Raw genomic sequence first — 22,191 nt, forward strand, 5'->3', positions numbered from 1 at the left:
CTTATGGATTTCGAACTCAGCGATGAACAACGCCTGCTGGTCGACAGCGCCCGCGCTTTTGCCAGCCGCGAACTGGCGCCCCATGCCGCCGACTGGGACCGCGACCACCACTTCCCGGTGGACGTTATCAAGCAGGCCGCCGAACAGGGCTACCTGGCCCTGTACATCAAGGAAGACGACGGCGGCCTGGGCCTGTCACGGCTGTCCGCCGCGCTGATTTTCGAGCAACTGGCCGCCGGCTGCGTCGCCACCACGGCCTTTCTCACCATCCACAACATGGCGACCTGGATGCTCGCCTCCTTTGCCGACCAGGCGCTGAAAGACACCTGGCTCGCGCGCCTGGTCAGCGGCGAACTGCTCGCCTCCTACTGCCTGACCGAGCCGGATGCCGGTTCCGACGCCGCCCACCTGCGTACCCGCGCCAGACGTGACGGTGACGACTACCTGATCGACGGCAGCAAGTGCTTTATCTCCGGCGCCGGTTCGACCGACGTGCTGATCGTCATGGCACGTAGTGGTGAGGACAGCGGCGCCAAGGGCATTTCCTGCTTCCTGGTGCCGGCCGACGCCGCCGGGGTGAAATACGGCCGCAACGAACTGAAGATGGGCTGGCGCGCCCAGCCGACCCGCACCATCAGCTTCGAAGGCGTGCGCATCCCCGCCGGCAACCGCATCGGCCCCGAGGGCCAGGGCTTCGTCTACGCCATGCAGGGCCTGGACGGCGGCCGTATCAACATCGCCAGTTGCTCGCTCGGCGCGGCCCAGGCGGCGCTGGAACAATCGCTGCGCTACGTCGAACAACGCAAACAGTTCGGCAAACCGCTGAGCGAGTTCCAGGCCCTGCAATTCAAGCTGGCCGACATGCTCACCGACCTCACGGCCAGCCGGCAGATGGTGCGCCTGGCCGCGCACAAGCTGGATCGGCAGCACGGCGAGGCCAGCCTGTACTGCGCCATGGCCAAGCGCTTCGCCACCGATCAGTGTTTTACCCTGTGCAACGATGCGTTGCAGCTGCATGGCGGCTACGGTTATCTAAACGACTACCCACTGGAACGCTGGGTCCGCGACAGCCGCGTGCACCAGATCCTCGAGGGCACCAACGAAATCATGCGGGTGATCATCGCCCGCCGCCTGCTCGAGCAGGGCGGCATGCTCGATCGCCTGCTGTAAGGTTTAACTTGATCGTTCCCACGCTCCGCGTGGGAACGCCGCCCCGGACGCTCCGCGTCCTGACACGGGGCAAGCGGGACGCAGAGCGTCCCAGGCTGGGTGCCCACGCAGAGCGCGGGCACCATCGGAATAGAAACGAGGACACTTATGAGCCACGCCATCGAACCCTACCACCCCGGTCTATTCGACCTGACTCACAAGATCACCGTGGAAAAGCACGGCCACACCGCGCTGATCACCATCAACCACCCGCCGGCCAACACCTGGGACCGCGACTCGCTGATCGGCCTCAAGCAACTGATCGAGCACCTCAACCACGACGACGACATCTACGCCCTGGTGGTGACCGGCCAGGGCGGCAAGTTCTTCAGCGCCGGCGCCGATCTCAACCTGTTCGCCGATGGCGACAAGGCCCGCGCGCGGGAAATGGCCCGGCGCTTCGGCGAAGCCTTCGAGGCGCTGCGCGATTTTCGCGGTGTGTCGATCGCCGCGATCAACGGCTACGCCATGGGTGGCGGCCTGGAGTGCGCGCTGGCCTGCGACCTGCGCATCGCCGAACGCCAGGCGCAGATGGCCCTGCCGGAAGCCGCGGTAGGCCTACTGCCCTGTGCCGGCGGCACCCAAAACCTGGCCTGGCTGGTCGGTGAAGGCTGGGCCAAGCGCATGATCCTCTGTGGCGAGCGCATCGACGCCGAAACCGCCCTGCGCATCGGCCTGGTCGAACAACTGGTCGACAGCGGCGAAGCGCGCGGCCATGCCCTGCTGCTGGCGGCCAAAGTCGCGCGGCAGAGCCCGGTGGCGGTACGCACCATCAAACCGCTGATCCAGGGCGCCCGCGCACGCAGCCCGAGCACTTGGCTGAGCGAGGAACGCGAGCGCTTCATCGACCTGTTCGACGCCGACGATACCCGCGAAGGGGTGAACGCCTTCCTGGAAAAACGCGCGCCACAGTGGCGCAATAAATAAGCCCATTCCCCGAGCGTGCGCCGTGCGCACCAGGAACCCGCGACATGAACGTGATTTTCGAAGAACACCACAGCCTGCATGGCTTTCGGATCGGCATCGCCAGCCTGGATGCAGAAAAAAGCCTGAACGCCCTGACCTTGCCGATGATCGAGGCATTGGATGCAAAACTCGCGGCCTGGGCGGATGACCCGACCATCGCCTGCGTGCTGCTGCGTGGCAACGGTGCCAAAGCCTTCTGCGCCGGCGGTGACGTGGTGCAACTGGCGCAGCAGTGCCGCGAACACCCCGGCGAAGTACCGCCTCTGGCGCGGCGCTTCTTCGCCGACGAATACCGTCTCGACCATCGTCTTCATACCTACCCGAAACCCTTGATCTGCTGGGCCCACGGCCATGTGCTGGGCGGCGGCATGGGCCTGATGCAGGGCGCCGGAGTGCGCATCGTCACCCCGAGCAGTCGCCTGGGTATGCCGGAAATCAATATCGGCCTGTATCCGGATGTCGGCGGCAGCTGGTTCCTCGCCCGCCTGCCGGGCAAGCTCGGCCTGTTCCTCGGCCTCACCGCCAGCAGCATCAACGCCCGCGACGCCCTGGACCTGGACCTGGCCGACCGTTTCCTGCTCGACGAGCAACAAGACGCCCTGATCGAAGGGCTGGTGCAGCTGAACTGGCTGGAACAACCACAATTGCAACTGCACAGCCTGCTCAAGGCCCTGCAGCACGAGGCCCTCGGTGAACTGCCGGAAGCCCAATGGCTACCGCGCCGCGAACGCATCGACGAGGTGCTCGACCAGGCTGACCTGCCCACCGCCTGGCGCGCCCTCACCGCCCTGCACAACAACAGCGACCTGCTGCTGGCGCGCGCAGCCAAGACCCTGGCCGGCGGCTGCCCGCTGAGCGCGCATCTGGTCTGGCAGCAAATCGCTCGCGCCCGCCACCTGTCAGTAGCCCAGGTATTCCAGATGGAGTACGCCATGAGCCTGAATTGCTGCCGCCACCCGGAACTCCCCGAAGGTGTGCGCGCGCGCCTGATCGACAAGGACCAAACACCCCACTGGCACTGGCCGGATGTGGCCAGCATCCCCGCAGAGGTGATCGAGTCGCACTTCGAGGCCACATGGGAAGGCGAGCATCCGCTGGCGGATCTGTAACCAGCTTTAGGGTGCGCCGTGCGCATCGGACCGTAGGGTGGGTTAGGCGCATGGCACGCTGCATCGGTCACATACGCTTATTGATTGCGCCGTAACCCACCAGCGCGACCCAACCCGACAGCATGGGTATCGCTATGCTCAACCCATCCTACGCCCCGCAGCACAACCAAACGGGCGTTCCAGATAAGGAGCATAACCATGACAACGATCGCCTTTATCGGCCTCGGCCATATGGGCCTGCCCATGGCCCGCAACCTGCTCAAGGCCGGCTTCACGCTCAACGTCTTCGACCTGGTGCAAGCGGCCATCGACGAACTGGCCAAGGAAGGGGCGCACGCCGCGAGCAGTGCCAGCGACGCCGTACAAGGCGCCGACGTGGTGATCAGCATGCTGCCGGCCAGCCGGCATGTCGAAGGCCTGTACCTGGGCGACGGCGGCCTGCTCAAGGCGCTCAAGCCCGCCACCCTGGTCCTGGAGTGCTCGACCATCGCCCCGGAGTCTGCGCGCCAGGTGCATAAGGCGGCGGCCGAGCGTGGCCTGGAGATGCTCGACGCACCGGTTTCCGGCGGTACCGCCGGCGCCGCCGCCGGTACCCTGACCTTCATGATCGGCGGCCAGGCCAGCACCCTGGAAAAAGCCCGCCCAGTCTTCACTGCCATGGGCAGCAACATCTTCCACGCCGGTCCCGATGGCGCCGGCCAGGTGGCCAAGGTGTGCAACAACCAGGTCCTGGCGGTGCAGATGATCGCTACCGCCGAAGCCATGGCCCTGGGCGTGGCCAACGGCCTGGAGCCAGCCGTGCTGGCCGAGATCATGCGCCAGAGCTCCGGTGGCAACTGGACCCTGGAAAAATACAACCCCTGGCCCGGCGTGATGGAAAACGCCCCGGCATCCAAAGGCTATTCCGGTGGATTCATGGCCGAACTGATGGCCAAGGACCTCGGCCTGGCCCAGGAAGCCGCGCAACACAGCGGCAGCAGCACACCGATGGGCGCCCTGGCCCTGCAGCTGTATCGCCTGTTGCTCAAGCAAGGCAAGGGCCAGCAGGATTTCTCGGTGGTGCAGCAATTGTTCGTCGAATAAGCGCAAAGCCAACGGCAGGTTGCACCCGCCCTACTGGCTATTTGTCGAGTAACGCAGGGCTGCGGATCGCAGCTCGTGTAGCCGGATGTAATCCGGGGAGAGGTTCGCGCCTACTACACCGTTCCCGGATTGCATCCGGGCTACGATCTGCAGATAGCAAAAAGCCGCAAATACCTGCGGCTTTTTCATCTACCCATAGCTCCGATCAGCGCTCGCGCAACGCCTCCGCGCGGGCACGGATGATCGGTTTGAGCAGGTAGCTGAGCACGCTTTTCTTGCCGGTGATGATGTCTACCGAGGCGACCATGCCGGGAATGATCAGCAACGGATGCTCTTCGCTGCCCAGGTGGCTCCTGTTGGTGCGCAATTTGATCACGTAGAAGCTGTTGCCATCGTCGTCGGTCACGGTGTCGGCGCCAATCTGCTCCAGCTCGGCCTTGAGCCCACCGTAGATGGTGTAGTCATAGGCGGTGAACTTGACCATGGCCTCCTGCCCCGGATGGAGGAAGGCAATATCCTGCGGACGGATGCGCGCCTCCACCAGCAGGTTCTCGCCCAGCGGCACGATCTCCACCAGGTCGCTGCCCGGCTGAATCACTCCACCGATGGTGTTGACCAGCAGCAGCTTGACGATACCGCGCACGGGTGAGGTGACCAGGGTGCGATTGACCCGATCTTCCAGCGCCTTGCCGGTCGACTGGATCTTGCTCAGATCGGTGCGCGCCTCATTCAACTGGGTCAGCGCATCGCTGCGAAAACGCCCGCGGGTCTCGTCGATCTTGCGCTCTGCTTCCTTGATCGCGGCCTCGGCACGCGGCATCGCCAGGGTGGTGGCCTGCAACTGGCCGCGACTCTCCACCTCGGCACGCTTCAAACGCAGCACTTCAACCGGGGAAATCGCGCCTTCGGCCACCAGTGGCTCGGACATGCGAATTTCCTGGCGCAACAGCTCCAGGCTGTTGCGAAACTGGTTCTGCTTGGAAGCAAACTCGCGCAATTCCTGGCGGCGCTGAAGCAACTGCTGTTCCAGTCCGGCGACCTCGTCCAGCAGTTGCTGGCGCCGGCTGTTGAACAACTGTTCCTCGTTCTCGGCCTGACGCGGCACCTTCTCGCGTACTTCGGCGACAATTACCAGTTCACGATCCTGTATTTCCGCACTGAGGCGTTCGACCCGCAGCAGCAGGGCCAGGCGGTCGGCCTCGGTCTCACCGACGTTGGAAGCAAAACGCGTGTCATCCAGACGCAGCAGCGGATCGCCGATATTGACGATCTGCCCCTCGCGGACAAACAGTTCGGAAACGATACCGCCTTCCAAGTTCTGGATTTTCTGCAACCGTGAGAATGGAATCGCCTTGCCATCGCCACGGGTGACCTCGTCGACCACGGCGAAATGCGCCCACAGCAAACAGAAGGCAACGAAGGCGATCAAGCCCCAGATGGTCAGGCGAATGATCCTGGGCGCATCCTCGATCAGCGCCTTGCTGACTTCCGGCAGCGGCTCGTCGCCCATGGCGTCATGACTGCCGAAGTAAGACGCAAGAGCCTGACGCAGACCTTTTGACGGTGGTTTAACTGACACTGATCTGCCCCTTTTTCAGCGCTTCCATGACACTGCCTTTAGGGCCGTCGGCGATGATCTGCCCACGGTCGACGATGATCAGCCGGTCGACCAGACTGAGCATGGAGGCACGGTGGGTAACCAGCAGCAGGGTCTTGCTGCCGATAACGGCAGCCAGGCGCTGCTTGAGCCGCTCTTCGCCGGTGTTATCCATGGCGCTGGTCGGCTCGTCGAACAGCAGGATTTGCGGGTCGAGCAACAACGCCCGGGCCAGGGCAACGTTCTGCCGCTGTCCCCCGGAAAGGTTCTGCCCACGCTCGCCGACCTGCAGCTCGTAGCCTTTGGGATGCAGACGCACGAACTCATGCACCCCGGCCAGCTCGGATGCCTGCAAGACCAGCTCATCCTCCACGTAGCGCGCGCCCACCATCAGGTTGTCGCGCAGCGTGCCGGAAAACAGCTGGATATCCTGGGGCACGTAGCCGATGTTGTGGCGCAGATCGCTGACATCCAGCTGGCGCACATCGACGCCGTCGACCAACAGGCTGCCGGCATCCGGCTGGTACAGGCCGACAATCAGCTTGGCCAGCGAACTCTTGCCAGAGCCGCTGCGACCGATGATGCCGATCTTCTCGCCGGGTCGCACCACCAGGTTGATGTTCTGCAGGGCGGCCTGCTGCTGGTCCGGATAATGGAAATCCAGCTGGCGGAACTCGATGGCACCCTGCAATGACTGACGCTTGAGCGGACGCTCCTCTTCCTGCCGCTCCTGCGGCAGGGTCATCATCTGATTGACTGATTCGAGGGTGACACGAGCCTGCTGGTAGCGGGTCAGCAGGCCGGATAATTGGGTCAGCGGGCCGAGTGCACGACTGCTGAGCATGTAGCAGGCAATCAGGCCACCCATGCTCAGTTGGCCGTCGATGATCTGGTAAACACCGAAGACGATGACGATTACGCCGGCCAGTTGCTGCAGCAGCATCGTCGCATTCATCGCCAGACTGGAGAGCATGCGCGCGCGTAACTCCAGGCGACTGAGGGTACCGATGGTCTGTTCCCACAGATACTGGCGCTCGCTCTCGGCATTATTGACCTTGACCGCATCCAGTCCGGCGAGGCTTTCGATCAGGCTCGACTGACGCTCGGCGGCCAGCGCCATGGTGCGTTCCATGGTTTCCGCCAGGGGTCGCTGCAACGCCCAGCCGATCAGGGCGACCAGCGGAAAGGCCAATACTGGGATCCACACCAGGTGGCCGCCGATCATCGCGATGACTGCCAGAATCAACAGGGTAAACGGCAGATCGATGACACTGGCCAGGGTCAGCGAGGCGAGAAAATCGCGCAGACTCTGAAACTCGTGGATGTTCTGGGCGAAACTGCCGACCCGCGCCGGACGGTACTTGATGGCCATGCCGACGACACGCTCGAACAGCGTCGCCGAAATAATCAGGTCGGTCTTCTTGCCCGCAAGATCCAGGCACAGACCGCGCAAGGTTTTCAGCAGCAGATCGAACAGATACACGCCGCAGATACCGATCGCCAGCACCCAGAGCGTGGCCTCTGCCTGGTTTGGCACCACCCGATCATAAACATTCATGACGAACAGCGGCGTGGCCAGGCCGATCAGACTGATCAGGAAACTGGCCGCGATAGCGTCTATATAGAGCCAGCGGGAGCGTTTGAGGGTGTCGCGAAACCAGGAAGTCGCCCGTGGAATCAGCTCACCGCGATTGAAGTCGAACTTGTGCAGCGGCTGGGCAAAGAACACCTGGCCACTGTAATCCTCGTCCAGCATCTCGGCACTGACGAGAACCTCACCACCCTCACTCTCGCTGGGCATGACCCGCGCACGACCCTGTTCGTCCCAACCGAGCAAGACCGCGCTGCGACCTTCACGCAGCAACAGCAGCGCAGGCATGGCCAACGCCGGGATCTTCTGCAGACTGCGGCGCAACCAACGCCCTTGCAGGCCGGCGCGAGCCGCTGCACGGGGCAGCAACTCGACACTCAGGCGTTGTTCGGGCAGTGGCAAGCCGGCCGTGAGCATGGCCCGACTGACCGGCTTCTGGTGCAGACTGCAAAGTGACAGCAGGCTGTCGAGCAGTGGATCATCGTAGCGATCGCGCGGATCGCTACGGGTCGGGGCCTCGCTGAGGTCTACTGCCACAAAGATTCACTCATGCACGGAGGAAAGTCGCTGTCAGTTCAGGCCCGGCAGTGTCACCTTGGCCTTGACTACGTCCAGCGGCGCCGCAGCCATGGGTGCAACTACACCTTGGCTTTGCAGCAGGGAGCCCATGGTCGCCTTGATCCGGTATTGAGTAAACAGTTCAGTGAAGCGCACCTCTTCCAGGCGACGCGCAGCAGTGAACAGCTCGTTCTCGCTGTCGAGCAAGTCCAGCAATGTCCGCTCGCCCAGGCCGAACTGCTTCTGGTAGGAATCGCGCACCCGGCTGCTGTAGTCGACATATTGCTGAGCGATCGGCAATTGCTGACGCGAATTCTCCAGGGCATTCCAGGCCAGACCGAGGTCCTCGAGCAGCACGCGCAACGCATTGTTGCGGATATCCATCGCTTGGTTGACCTGATACGACTTGGACTGCAGATCGGCCTTGTTGCTGCCACCGGCGAACAGGTTGTAACGCATGCGCAGCATCGCCTGCCATTCATTGCTATGGCCGGGCACGCCATCGATATTGCTGTCGACACCCTGCGACAGTTCGGCGTCGAAACGCGGATAGAACGTCGACTTGGCCGCTTCGTACTGCTGCTCGCTAGCCTGGACATCGGACTCGGCCGAACTCAAGAACGGATTATTCGCCAGCATTTCCTCACGCGCGGCTTGCAGGTTTTCTGGCAAACGGCCTGGTAACCCTTGCGGAATGCTCAGTTCGCTGGGATCGCTGCCAACCACGCTGTAATAATTGACCTGCGCGTCGGCCAGATTGGTCTGCTCGGTGATCAGGTTGTTCCGCGCTTGCGCCAGACGGGCCTCGGCCTGATCGAGATCGGCCATACGCCCTACTCCGCGCTCGCTGCGCAGCGAGATCTGGTCGTAGATGCGCTCGTGACTACGCAGGTTGTCAGTCGCCAGCCGCACCATATCCTGACGTTTGAGCACTTCCAGATAGACCTGCGCGACGGTCAGCGCGGTGCGTTCTGACGTGCCCAACAGCTCATAGGCACGGGCATTGACCGTCGCCCGTTGACGGCCGACTTCACTGCTGGTGGCAAAGCCGTCGAACAGCATCTGCTGCAGACGTAAGGACGACTCACCGCGATTCAGCGTCTTGTAACTATGCCCGTAGGTATTACGAGTGCTGGGATTATCGGTGCCCTCACGGCCATAGCCGGCAAGCAGGTCGACCTGCGGCAGATAACCGCCTTTGGCGGCTTTCATCTGCTCCTCGACAGCCAGACGCGCGTTGACCCCCGCCTGGATTTCCGGATGCACCTCAAGAGCACTCTGCATGGCTTCGTTAAGGGTTTGGCCGTTGGCCGACAGGGAGATCGCCAGAGCAAGAGGCAGAAGGGCTAAAAAACGCATTGGAAGTTAGATTCCTTTCGGGCTGAGGAGCAGAAGGTATACAAAATCAGAGGACGAACCACTGCAGAACGACCCAGCCAACGAGGCTACGCATTCACTTTTTTGCAGGCTGCGAAGGTGACATGAACGACTAAATCAATATCAAAGTGACATCAACGATAGTGAGTGTGTATTATCGCGAAAGAGTGGTCAATAGTTTGGCATATTACCGAGCCAATTGAGAACAAGGACAAGTTGCTGCCGTCAACAAAATGACAGTCAGCCTTTACTTCTGCCTTGGCCTAGGCCGCATTAATCCAAGGATCACACCACGCCCGGGGCGTCTGGAGCTTAAGCATGAGCAATTTTGTCGCTGTTATTAAAAGCCTTGTGGGCCAAGTATTCGTTGTTTCCCTCGACGGCCTCAAGCGGCAAGTGTTCGAAGGCGAGCGTCTGTTCCAAGGCGACCAGGTAGTGACTGCATCGGGCGGTTCGGCAACTCTGGAACTGGCCAATGGCGATGTGATCGATATTGCCGCCAACGGCAACTGGCAAGCTGGCGGGGATCAAGCCTCAGAGCAAGTGCAGGCGGCACAAGCGCCAGCTTCCGAACTGGAACAAGCCATCGCCGCCGGCTTCGACCCGACCGCCGACCTCGAACCGACCGCCGCAGGCCCGGGCGCGGCAGGTGGCGCAGGTGGTGCGGCAGGTGGCGGTCACAGCTTCGTAATGTTGGATGAAACAGGTCAGCAGCTCGATCCGACTGTTGGGTTTGAGACTGAAGGGCTGGGGGTTGCTGCGTCCTCACCTACAGAGGAAGAGGCTCCAGAACCTATTGAGGCTCTCGAGATTGCCAACACCGCTCCCGTTGCGCTAGCTGACAGCTTCACCGTGAACGAAGACGGCAGCATCAGCATCGACGTGCTGAGCAATGACACAGACCTGGACGGCGACAGCCTGACCATCACCGCCGTCGATGGCCAGACCATTGCCGAGGGTGGTTCCGTTAATGTCAGCAATGGCTCGGTGACTCTGATCAATGGTCAGCTGGTATTCAACCCAACCGCCAACTATAGCGGCCCGGTCAGCTTCTCTTACACAGTCAGCGATGGCGTATTGACCAGTACTGCGATGGTCAGTGGCACCGTCGACCCGATCAACGATGCTCCGGTCGCCAACGACGACAGCCTGACGGCCAGCGAAGACACCCCGGTGACCTTCACCGCCGCCCAGCTGACCGGCAACGACACCGATCCAGAAAACTCGCCGCTGACCATTAACAGCGTCACCAGTGGTACTGGCGGCACCGCCGTGCTCAATAGCGACGGCACCGTCACCTTCACCCCGAACGCCAATTTCAACGGCACCGCCGACTTCACCTACACCGTCACCGATGGCGAGCTGACCTCCAACGTCGCCACCGCCACGGTCACCGTCGGTGCGATCAACGATGCTCCGGTCGCCAACGACGACAGCCTGACGGCCAGCGAAGACACCCCGGTGACCTTCACCGCCGCCCAGCTGACCGGCAACGACACCGATCCAGAAAACTCGCCGCTGACCATTAACAGCGTCACCAGTGGTACTGGCGGCACCGCCGTGCTCAATAGCGACGGCACCGTCACCTTCACCCCGAACGCCAATTTCAATGGCGCTGCTGACTTCACCTACACCGTCACCGATGGCGAGCTGACCTCCAACGTCGCCACCGCCACGGTCACCGTCACCCCGATCAACGATGCACCGATCGCGGCCAGCAGCAGCATTAGCGTCGCGGAAGAAAGCACCGGGACCAGCCTGGGCCTCACCGCGCCGACTGATGTCGATGGCGACAGCCTGACCATCACCGTCTCCGGCCTGCCGACCCTGGGTACCGTCACCAAAGCCGATGGCTCCGCCATCAGCAATGGCGACACCCTGACCAGCGCCGAGCTGACTGGCCTGCTCTACAACGCACCGGCCGACTACACCAGCGGCGATGCCGTCGGCTCGTTCAGCTACTCGGTCAACGACGGCACCGTCACCGTCAGCGGAACCACCACCATCGGTGTCACCCCGATCAACGATGCACCGATCGCGGCCAGCAGCAGCATTAGCGTCGCGGAAGAAAGCACCGGGACCAGCCTGGGCCTCACCGCGCCGACTGATGTCGATGGCGACAGCCTGACCATCACCGTCTCCGGCCTGCCGACCCTGGGTACCGTCACCAAAGCCGATGGCTCCGCCATCAGCAATGGCGACACCCTGACCAGCGCCGAGCTGACTGGCCTGCTCTACAACGCACCGGCCGACTACACCAGCGGCGATGCCGTCGGCTCGTTCAGCTACTCGGTCAACGACGGCACCGTCACCGTCAGCGGAACCACCACCATCGGTGTCACCCCGATCAACGATGCACCGATCGCGGCCAGCAGCAGCATTAGCGTCGCGGAAGAAAGCACCGGGACCAGCCTGGGCCTCACCGCGCCGACTGATGTCGATGGCGACAGCCTGACCATCACCGTCTCCGGCCTGCCGACCCTGGGTACCGTCACCAAAGCCGATGGCTCCGCCATCAGCAATGGCGACACCCTGACCAGCGCCGAGCTGACTGGCCTGCTCTACAACGCACCGGCCGACTACACCAGCGGCGATGCCGTCGGCTCGTTCAGCTACTCGGTCAACGACGGCACCGTCACCGTCAGCGGAACCACCACCATCGGTGTCACCCCGATCAACGATGCACCGATCGCAGCCAGCAGCAGCATTAGCGTCGCGGAAGAAAGCACCGGGACCAGCCTGGGCCTCACCGCGCCGACTGATGTCGATGGCGACAGCCTGACCATCACCGTCTCCGGCCTGCCGACCCTGGGTACCGTCACCAAAGCCGATGGCTCCGCCATCAGCAATGGCGACACCCTGACCAGCGCCGAGCTGACTGGCCTGCTCTACAACGCACCGGCCGACTACACCAGCGGCGATGCCGTCGGCTCGTTCAGCTACTCGGTCAACGACGGCACCGTCACCGTCAGCGGAACCACCACCATCGGTGTCACCCCGATCAACGATGCACCGATCGCAGCCAGCAGCAGCATTAGCGTCGCGGAAGAAAGCACCGGGACCAGCCTGGGCCTCACCGCGCCGACTGATGTCGATGGCGACAGCCTGACCATCACCGTCTCCGGCCTGCCGACCCTGGGTACCGTCACCAAAGCCGATGGCTCCGCCATCAGCAATGGCGACACCCTGACCAGCGCCGAGCTGACTGGCCTGCTCTACAACGCACCGGCCGACTACACCAGCGGCGATGCCGTCGGCTCGTTCAGCTACTCGGTCAACGACGGCACCGTCACCGTCAGCGGAACCACCACCATCGGTGTCACCCCGATCAACGATGCACCGATCGCGGCCAGCAGCAGCATTAGCGTCGCGGAAGAAAGCACCGGGACCAGCCTGGGCCTCACCGCGCCGACTGATGTCGATGGCGACAGCCTGACCATCACCGTCTCCGGCCTGCCGACCCTGGGTACCGTCACCAAAGCCGATGGCTCCGCCATCAGCAATGGCGACACCCTGACCAGCGCCGAGCTGACTGGCCTGCTCTACAACGCACCGGCCGACTACACCAGCGGCGATGCCGTCGGCTCGTTCAGCTACTCGGTCAACGACGGCACCGTCACCGTCAGCGGAACCACCACCATCGGTGTCACCCCGATCAACGATGCACCGATCGCAGCCAGCAGCAGCATTAGCGTCGCGGAAGAAAGCACCGGGACCAGCCTGGGCCTCACCGCGCCGACTGATGTCGATGGCGACAGCCTGACCATCACCGTCTCCGGCCTGCCGACCCTGGGTACCGTCACCAAAGCCGATGGCTCCGCCATCAGCAATGGCGACACCCTGACCAGCGCCGAGCTGACTGGCCTGCTCTACAACGCACCGGCCGACTACACCAGCGGCGATGCCGTCGGCTCGTTCAGCTACTCGGTCAACGACGGCACCGTCACCGTCAGCGGAACCACCACCATCGGTGTCACCCCGATCAACGATGCACCGATCGCGGCCAGCAGCAGCATTAGCGTCGCGGAAGAAAGCACCGGGACCAGCCTGGGCCTCACCGCGCCGACTGATGTCGATGGCGACAGCCTGACCATCACCGTCTCCGGCCTGCCGACCCTGGGTACCGTCACCAAAGCCGATGGCTCCGCCATCAGCAATGGCGACACCCTGACCAGCGCCGAGCTGACTGGCCTGCTCTACAACGCACCGGCCGACTACACCAGCGGCGATGCCGTCGGCTCGTTCAGCTACTCGGTCAACGACGGCACCGTCACCGCCAGCGGAACCACCACCATCGGTGTCACCCCGATCAACGATGCACCGATCGCGGCCAGCAGCAGCATTAGCGTCGCGGAAGAAAGCACCGGGACCAGCCTGGGCCTCACCGCGCCGACTGATGTCGATGGCGACAGCCTGACCATCACCGTCTCCGGCCTGCCGACCCTGGGTACCGTCACCAAAGCCGATGGCTCCGCCATCAGCAATGGCGACACCCTGACCAGCGCCGAGCTGACTGGCCTGCTCTACAACGCACCGGCCGACTACACCAGCGGCGATGCCGTCGGCTCGTTCAGCTACTCGGTCAACGACGGCACCGTCACCGTCAGCGGAACCACCACCATCGGTGTCACCCCGATCAACGATGCACCGATCGCGGCCAGCAGCAGCATTAGCGTCGCGGAAGAAAGCACCGGGACCAGCCTGGGCCTCACCGCGCCGACTGATGTCGATGGCGACAGCCTGACCATCACCGTCTCCGGCCTGCCGACCCTGGGTACCGTCACCAAAGCCGATGGCTCCGCCATCAGCAATGGCGACACCCTGACCAGCGCCGAGCTGACTGGCCTGCTCTACAACGCACCGGCCGACTACACCAGCGGCGATGCCGTCGGCTCGTTCAGCTACTCGGTCAACGACGGCACCGTCACCGTCAGCGGAACCACCACCATCGGTGTCACCCCGATCAACGATGCACCGATCGCGGCCAGCAGCAGCATTAGCGTCGCGGAAGAAAGCACCGGGACCAGCCTGGGCCTCACCGCGCCGACTGATGTCGATGGCGACAGCCTGACCATCACCGTCTCCGGCCTGCCGACCCTGGGTACCGTCACCAAAGCCGATGGCTCCGCCATCAGCAATGGCGACACCCTGACCAGCGCCGAGCTGACTGGCCTGCTCTACAACGCACCGGCCGACTACACCAGCGGCGATGCCGTCGGCTCGTTCAGCTACTCGGTCAACGACGGCACCGTCACCGTCAGCGGAACCACCACCATCGGTGTCACCCCGATCAACGATGCACCGATCGCAGCCAGCAGCAGCATTAGCGTCGCGGAAGAAAGCACCGGGACCAGCCTGGGCCTCACCGCGCCGACTGATGTCGATGGCGACAGCCTGACCATCACCGTCTCCGGCCTGCCGACCCTGGGTACCGTCACCAAAGCCGATGGCTCCGCCATCAGCAATGGCGACACCCTGACCAGCGCCGAGCTGACTGGCCTGCTCTACAACGCACCGGCCGACTACACCAGCGGCGATGCCGTCGGCTCGTTCAGCTACTCGGTCAACGACGGCACCGTCACCGTCAGCGGAACCACCACCATCGGTGTCACCCCGATCAACGATGCACCGATCGCAGCCAGCAGCAGCATTAGCGTCGCGGAAGAAAGCACCGGGACCAGCCTGGGCCTCACCGCGCCGACTGATGTCGATGGCGACAGCCTGACCATCACCGTCTCCGGCCTGCCGACCCTGGGTACCGTCACCAAAGCCGATGGCTCCGCCATCAGCAATGGCGACACCCTGACCAGCGCCGAGCTGACTGGCCTGCTCTACAACGCACCGGCCGACTACACCAGCGGCGATGCCGTCGGCTCGTTCAGCTACTCGGTCAACGACGGCACCGTCACCGTCAGCGGAACCACCACCATCGGTGTCACCCCGATCAACGATGCACCGATCGCGGCCAGCAGCAGCATTAGCGTCGCGGAAGAAAGCACCGGGACCAGCCTGGGCCTCACCGCGCCGACTGATGTCGATGGCGACAGCCTGACCATCACCGTCTCCGGCCTGCCGACCCTGGGTACCGTCACCAAAGCCGATGGCTCCGCCATCAGCAATGGCGACACCCTGACCAGCGCCGAGCTGACTGGCCTGCTCTACAACGCACCGGCCGACTACACCAGCGGCGATGCCGTCGGCTCGTTCAGCTACTCGGTCAACGACGGCACCGTCACCGTCAGCGGAACCACCACCATCGGTGTCACCCCGATCAACGATGCACCGATCGCAGCCAGCAGCAGCATTAGCGTCGCGGAAGAAAGCACCGGGACCAGCCTGGGCCTCACCGCGCCGACTGATGTCGATGGCGACAGCCTGACCATCACCGTCTCCGGCCTGCCGACCCTGGGTACCGTCACCAAAGCCGATGGCTCCGCCATCAGCAATGGCGACACCCTGACCAGCGCCGAGCTGACTGGCCTGCTCTACAACGCACCGGCCGACTACACCAGCGGCGATGCCGTCGGCTCGTTCAGCTACTCGGTCAACGACGGCACCGTCACCGTCAGCGGAACCACCACCATCGGTGTCACCCCGATCAACGATGCACCGATCGCGGCCAGCAGCAGCATTAGCGTCGCGGAAGAAAGCACCGGGACCAGCCTGGGCCTCACCGCGCCGACTGATGTCGATGGCGACAGCCTGACCATCACCGTCTCCGGCCTGCCGACCCTGGGTACCGTCACCAAAGCCGATGGCTCCGCCATCAGCAATGGCGACACCCTGACCAGCGCCGAGCTGACTGGCCTGCTCTACAACGCACCGGCCGACTACACCAGCGGCGATGCCGTCGGCTCGTTCAGCTACTCGGTCAACGACGGCACCGTCACCGTCAGCGGAACCACCACCATCGGTGTCACCCCGATCAACGATGCACCGATCGCGGCCAGCAGCAGCATTAGCGTCGCGGAAGAAAGCACCGGGACCAGCCTGGGCCTCACCGCGCCGACTGATGTCGATGGCGACAGCCTGACCATCACCGTCTCCGGCCTGCCGACCCTGGGTACCGTCACCAAAGCCGATGGCTCCGCCATCAGCAATGGCGACACCCTGACCAGCGCCGAGCTGACTGGCCTGCTCTACAACGCACCGGCCGACTACACCAGCGGCGATGCCGTCGGCTCGTTCAGCTACTCGGTCAACGACGGCACCGTCACCGTCAGCGGAACCACCACCATCGGTGTCACCCCGATCAACGATGCACCGATCGCAGCCAGCAGCAGCATTAGCGTCGCGGAAGAAAGCACCGGGACCAGCCTGGGCCTCACCGCGCCGACTGATGTCGATGGCGACAGCCTGACCATCACCGTCTCCGGCCTGCCGACCCTGGGTACCGTCACCAAAGCCGATGGCTCCGCCATCAGCAATGGCGACACCCTGACCAGCGCCGAGCTGACTGGCCTGCTCTACAACGCACCGGCCGACTACACCAGCGGCGATGCCGTCGGCTCGTTCAGCTACTCGGTCAACGACGGCACCGTCACCGTCAGCGGAACCACCACCATCGGTGTCACCCCGATCAACGATGCACCGATCGCGGCCAGCAGCAGCATTAGCGTCGCGGAAGAAAGCACCGGGACCAGCCTGGGCCTCACCGCGCCGACTGATGTCGATGGCGACAGCCTGACCATCACCGTCTCCGGCCTGCCGACCCTGGGTACCGTCACCAAAGCCGATGGCTCCGCCATCAGCAATGGCGACACCCTGACCAGCGCCGAGCTGACTGGCCTGCTCTACAACGCACCGGCCGACTACACCAGCGGCGATGCCGTCGGCTCGTTCAGCTACTCGGTCAACGACGGCACCGTCACCGTCAGCGGAACCACCACCATCGGTGTCACCCCGATCAACGATGCACCGATCGCAGCCAGCAGCAGCATTAGCGTCGCGGAAGAAAGCACCGGGACCAGCCTGGGCCTCACCGCGCCGACTGATGTCGATGGCGACAGCCTGACCATCACCGTCTCCGGCCTGCCGACCCTGGGTACCGTCACCAAAGCCGATGGCTCCGCCATCAGCAATGGCGACACCCTGACCAGCGCCGAGCTGACTGGCCTGCTCTACAACGCACCGGCCGACTACACCAGCGGCGATGCCGTCGGCTCGTTCAGCTACTCGGTCAACGACGGCACCGTCACCGTCAGCGGAACCACCACCATCGGTGTCACCCCGATCAACGATGCACCGATCGCGGCCAGCAGCAGCATTAGCGTCGCGGAAGAAAGCACCGGGACCAGCCTGGGCCTCACCGCGCCGACTGATGTCGATGGCGACAGCCTGACCATCACCGTCTCCGGCCTGCCGACCCTGGGTACCGTCACCAAAGCCGATGGCTCCGCCATCAGCAATGGCGACACCCTGACCAGCGCCGAGCTGACTGGCCTGCTCTACAACGCACCGGCCGACTACACCAGCGGCGATGCCGTCGGCTCGTTCAGCTACTCGGTCAACGACGGCACCGTCACCGTCAGCGGAACCACCACCATCGGTGTCACCCCGATCAACGATGCACCGATCGCAGCCAGCAGCAGCATTAGCGTCGCGGAAGAAAGCACCGGGACCAGCCTGGGCCTCACCGCGCCGACTGATGTCGATGGCGACAGCCTGACCATCACCGTCTCCGGCCTGCCGACCCTGGGTACCGTCACCAAAGCCGATGGCTCCGCCATCAGCAATGGCGACACCCTGACCAGCGCCGAGCTGACTGGCCTGCTCTACAACGCACCGGCCGACTACACCAGCGGCGATGCCGTCGGCTCGTTCAGCTACTCGGTCAACGACGGCACCGTCACCGTCAGCGGAACCACCACCATCGGTGTCACCCCGATCAACGATGCACCGATCGCGGCCAGCAGCAGCATTAGCGTCGCGGAAGAAAGCACCGGGACCAGCCTGGGCCTCACCGCGCCGACTGATGTCGATGGCGACAGCCTGACCATCACCGTCTCCGGCCTGCCGACCCTGGGTACCGTCACCAAAGCCGATGGCTCCGCCATCAGCAATGGCGACACCCTGACCAGCGCCGAGCTGACTGGCCTGCTCTACAACGCACCGGCCGACTACACCAGCGGCGATGCCGTCGGCTCGTTCAGCTACTCGGTCAACGACGGCACCGTCACCGTCAGCGGAACCACCACCATCGGTGTCACACCGGTCAACGATGCACCCACCGGCACCGATGGTGTAATCACCCTCAACGAAGACACCAGCTACAGTTTCAGCGCAGATGACTTCGGTTTTTCCGATGCCGACATTGGTGACAGCCTGCAGGCCGTACGCATCGACAGTCTGCTTAGTGCAGGCTCACTGCAACTGAACGGCACCTCGGTGACCAGCGGTCAAGTCATTACCCTGGCCCAGCTCAATAACCTGACGTTCACGCCTGCCCATGACGCCAGTGGAAACGGCTACACCAACCTGAGCTTCTCGGTGAGCGATCAGTCCGGTCAGTTCGCTACCACACCCAATACGCTCACCTTCGATGTGACCCCAGTGGCCGATGCGCCCATCGTCACCATCGCAATTGGCGCATCCAACATCAGCACCACTACCATCAACACCGCCAACGCGGCGTCCAGCGGACAAGGCTTCACCGTCCAAGCCTTCAATCTCGATGGCACTGCGGGGGTTATTTCCAGCAATAGCAGCCCCATTGGTTTCGGGGTCGTCGGCGCGGCCTCTGGTGCCAATAATGAACTTGGCTACTCCAACGGCCAGTCGGAGCGCCTCGTGGTGACCTTCGATGCGCCGGTAGCAAGCGCGACCGTTAGTTTCGCCTGGCTGCATACCGGTGAAAGAGCGACCTACAACCTGTTCGACAGCGCTGGCAACCCGATCGGCAGCAACACACTCGCTGGGATCACCGACTCCATCGACCCGGCCATCACCCTGACCAGCAGCACCGGTGCCGCAATCAGCCGCATCGAGTTCAGCGCGCCGGGGGCTGGGGACGACTACCTGATCAACTCGATCGAGTTCGCGACCAGCACCAGCTATCCGCTTACCATTACGGCTACACCGACAGACATCGACTACTCCGAGTCCATTGCCAGCATCACGGTCGCGGTCCCAGCCGGCGCCACCCTATCGGCCGGCTCAGCCAACGGCGATGGCACCTGGACGCTGCCCCTGACCAGCTCGGGCAGCTATTCCGTGGTGGTGGATCCGGCCACCCAAGCGGTGAGCATCAGGGGTCTGAGCATGACGCTCCCAGGCAACCCGGTTGGCAGCCTGAGCGTGACCGTGACGGCTACGGCACAGGACGGTGCGGATACCGAATCAAATGCCGCCACTATCACCATTGGCGACGCTACCGCGCCCGAAACCGGCGATGTATCGGTGGTCGCCAATGAGGACTCCGGCCCCATTACCATCACGCTGAACGCGACCGATGCCGCCAGCAGCATTGCCAACTTCACCATCACCAGCCTGCCGGCGAACGGCACGCTGATGTACAACAGCCAGGCGGTCCAAATTGGCCAGGCCATTCCCGCAGTCGGCAATCAGGCCAACCTGAGCTTCATACCGGGCTCCAACTGGAACGGCAGCACCGACTTTCAGTACCGCGCCAGCGATGTCGCCGGCAACGTGGATCAAACGCCTGCCACCGTTTCCATCCTGATCAACCCGGTTAACGATGCACCGGTCAATCAGCTGCCGGCCAGCTACACCACCAACGAAGACACTGCGCTCAAGCTCAGCGGCCTGTCGGTAAGCGATGTGGACGTCGCTTCCGGCCTGATTACCGTCACCCTGGCGGTTGCCCGCGGCAGCCTGAGTGCTGCAGCAGCCAGTGGCGTCAACGTGAGCGGCGCGGGTACCGGCATCCTTGTGCTCAGCGGCACCCTTGCCGACATCAATACCTACCTGGCATCACCGGCGACCCAGCCGAGCTATATCCCGCTCAAGGATGACAGCGGCAGCGTCACCCTGAGCATGACCAGCAACGATGGCGGCAATACCGGTGCGGGCGGTGTGTTGACTGATACCGACTCCAGCTTGATCACCATCAATCCGGTGGCCGACGCCATACCCGGCAGTGATGTCTCGATCGTCATCGGCACACCGGTCGTCAATGAAATCAGCTTCACCAGCGATGGCGGCCTGACCGGCAAGAGCGAATACACCTTCGGCAATGGTGTAACCATTTCCACCGGCAGTAACGCCACCTTCAACTGGTCGGGCGGCAACAACCTAGGTGTCAACAGCCCGGGCGACAACGGCACACAGGCCCAGCGCATCGACGGCAGCGAAGCGATCAACTTCCGCTTCCCGACCGGTATGCAATACATGGCGCTGCGGCTGAAGAACTCCGCCGATGATGTGTTCAAGATCAGTAGCAAACTGGAAACGGCCGACCTGGTGGGGCAAAGCACGCTGAGTGGCGCCATCACCACCTCATCCACGAGCGTGGTGTCCTCGGCCAACCTCAAGGTGGATCTGCAACTGGAAGTGGTCAATGCTGGCGTCACCAGCACTGTGACCCGCACTGCCACGGTCACTGCCGGTGGCAGCTGGTCCGTGAGCCTAACCGGCATCAGCGGCACCATCACTAAAGCCACGCTCAATGCCACGCTCGACGGCGGTATGTTCAATCAGGGCGGCAATGAATCCGCCAACGTAACCTACTCGATCAGCGCCGACATGAGCAGCCTGGCTATCGGCCTGGGCGCTGCAAACACGTTCGGCACCAACGCCAAGAACAACGGCTTCCAAATCGAGTACATCGCCACCGACCCCAACCCGACAGGCCTAACCAGCTACAGCTACCCGCTGGACGTGTATGCCGTGGTGCAGGACAAGGTGGGGACGCCGGAGACCATCACCAGCTTCACGCTCAGCGACCTGCCAGCCGGCTCGTCGATCAACGTGGTGCTGGCCGACGGCAGCTACCAGGAAATCAACGCCAACGCTCAGGGCGTATATGACCTGAGCCCTTATACGTCGCTATTGAGCACCTCTACGGCGATCTCGGGGACCGACAAGATCTACCTGGTCACCAGCTCGGCGCTGCCCACTGGCTTCGCGCCGACGCTGTCTCTCGAGATTACTGACGGCGCCAGCGTGGCCAAGACCATCATCGGCGGCTCGGCCAACTCTACCTTTGTCGGCGGCAGCGGCAACGACTACATCAGCGGCGGTGCCGGTCAAGACACTCTCATCGGCGGGGCGGGCAACGACACCCTGGACGGCGGTACCGGCAACGACATCCTCATTGGCGGGACTGGTGACGATATTTTGCTCGGCGGGACTGGCGCCGACTCCTTCGTCTGGAAGGCCGGCGACACTGGGCGTGATGTAATCAAGGACTTCAAAGCCAGTGAAGGCGACCGCATCGATCTGCACGATCTGCTGCAGGGCGAGAACGATGGCAACATTCTCAACTACCTGCGCGTCAACACCACGACCTCAACCCTGGAGATCAGCAGCACTGGGCAGTTCGCCAGTGGCGGCAGCGCGGATGCGACCATCAAACTGGAGCACGCTGGCGCAGCCGTTGACCTCTCTGGATATGGTTCGACCTCTTCGCAGATCGTCAACTCGCTGATTGCCGGTGCAGACCCTATCGTCAAAATCGACCACACCTGACGGCCCAAACCCCGCTAACATCGGTTAGCGGGGTTTTGGTTCAAGGGAATCCG

At 63.3% G+C, this 22,191-nt stretch carries 8 protein-coding genes; 5 read left to right on the forward strand and 3 right to left on the reverse strand.

Annotated features, from left to right (window positions below; genetic code table 11):
- Positions 1 to 3 precede the first annotated feature (3 nt).
- From B2D37_RS11770 to mmsB, 4 genes are all read left to right on the forward strand, one after another.
- Positions 4 to 1,170 (forward strand): acyl-CoA dehydrogenase family protein, encoded by a 1,167-nt coding sequence (locus B2D37_RS11770; protein WP_079202863.1) that lies wholly within the window; start codon positions 4 to 6, stop codon positions 1,168 to 1,170.
- Positions 1,171 to 1,317: 147 nt separating this feature from the next.
- Complete coding sequence (locus B2D37_RS11775; protein WP_079202864.1) at positions 1,318 to 2,136, forward strand: enoyl-CoA hydratase; 819 nt, start codon at positions 1,318 to 1,320, stop codon at positions 2,134 to 2,136.
- Between the two features lie 44 nt (positions 2,137 to 2,180).
- Entirely contained in the window at positions 2,181 to 3,284 is a 1,104-nt protein-coding gene (locus B2D37_RS11780; protein WP_079202865.1) for an enoyl-CoA hydratase/isomerase family protein, read from the forward strand.
- 84 nt (positions 3,285 to 3,368) lie between these two features.
- Positions 3,369 to 4,367 (forward strand): 3-hydroxyisobutyrate dehydrogenase, encoded by a 999-nt coding sequence (gene mmsB, locus B2D37_RS11785; RefSeq protein WP_256573071.1) that lies wholly within the window; start codon positions 3,369 to 3,371, stop codon positions 4,365 to 4,367.
- Positions 4,368 to 4,572: 205 nt separating this feature from the next.
- Here mmsB and B2D37_RS11790 read toward each other — a convergent pair whose 3' ends face one another.
- From B2D37_RS11790 to B2D37_RS11800, 3 genes are read right to left on the reverse strand one after another with little or no spacing between them, the layout of a single operon-like run.
- Complete coding sequence (locus tag B2D37_RS11790) at positions 4,573 to 5,877, reverse strand: HlyD family type I secretion periplasmic adaptor subunit (RefSeq protein ID WP_079202867.1); 1,305 nt, start codon at positions 5,875 to 5,877, stop codon at positions 4,573 to 4,575.
- 58 nt (positions 5,878 to 5,935) lie between these two features.
- Complete coding sequence (locus tag B2D37_RS11795) at positions 5,936 to 8,092, reverse strand: type I secretion system permease/ATPase (RefSeq protein WP_079202868.1); 2,157 nt, start codon at positions 8,090 to 8,092, stop codon at positions 5,936 to 5,938.
- 33 nt (positions 8,093 to 8,125) lie between these two features.
- Complete coding sequence (locus tag B2D37_RS11800; protein ID WP_079202869.1) at positions 8,126 to 9,472, reverse strand: TolC family outer membrane protein; 1,347 nt, start codon at positions 9,470 to 9,472, stop codon at positions 8,126 to 8,128.
- A gap of 336 nt (positions 9,473 to 9,808) precedes the next feature.
- Here B2D37_RS11800 and B2D37_RS11805 point away from each other — a divergent pair, with 336 nt between their 5' ends.
- The gene (locus B2D37_RS11805) at positions 9,809 to 22,138 is read left to right on the forward strand and encodes a retention module-containing protein (RefSeq protein WP_079202870.1); all 12,330 of its coding nucleotides are present in this window, start codon (positions 9,809 to 9,811) and stop codon (positions 22,136 to 22,138) included.
- The last annotated feature ends 53 nt before the right edge of the window (positions 22,139 to 22,191 follow it).

The organism is Pseudomonas sp. CC6-YY-74 (assembly GCF_002025205.1).
Classification (GTDB): domain Bacteria; phylum Pseudomonadota; class Gammaproteobacteria; order Pseudomonadales; family Pseudomonadaceae; genus Aquipseudomonas; species Aquipseudomonas paeninsulae.

Bases quoted from the DNA above. Each gene is read 5' to 3' on its own strand.
- B2D37_RS11800 (WP_079202869.1), bottom strand. From the start codon at position 9,472: ATGCGTTTTTTAGCCCTTCTGCCTCTTGCTCTGGCGATCTCCCTGTCG.
- B2D37_RS11805 (WP_079202870.1), top strand. From the start codon at position 9,809: ATGAGCAATTTTGTCGCTGTTATTAAAAGCCTTGTGGGCCAAGTATTC.
- B2D37_RS11790 (WP_079202867.1), bottom strand. From the start codon at position 5,877: ATGGGCGACGAGCCGCTGCCGGAAGTCAGCAAGGCGCTGATCGAGGAT.
- B2D37_RS11770 (WP_079202863.1), top strand. From the start codon at position 4: ATGGATTTCGAACTCAGCGATGAACAACGCCTGCTGGTCGACAGCGCC.
- B2D37_RS11780 (WP_079202865.1), top strand. From the start codon at position 2,181: ATGAACGTGATTTTCGAAGAACACCACAGCCTGCATGGCTTTCGGATC.
- B2D37_RS11775 (WP_079202864.1), top strand. From the start codon at position 1,318: ATGAGCCACGCCATCGAACCCTACCACCCCGGTCTATTCGACCTGACT.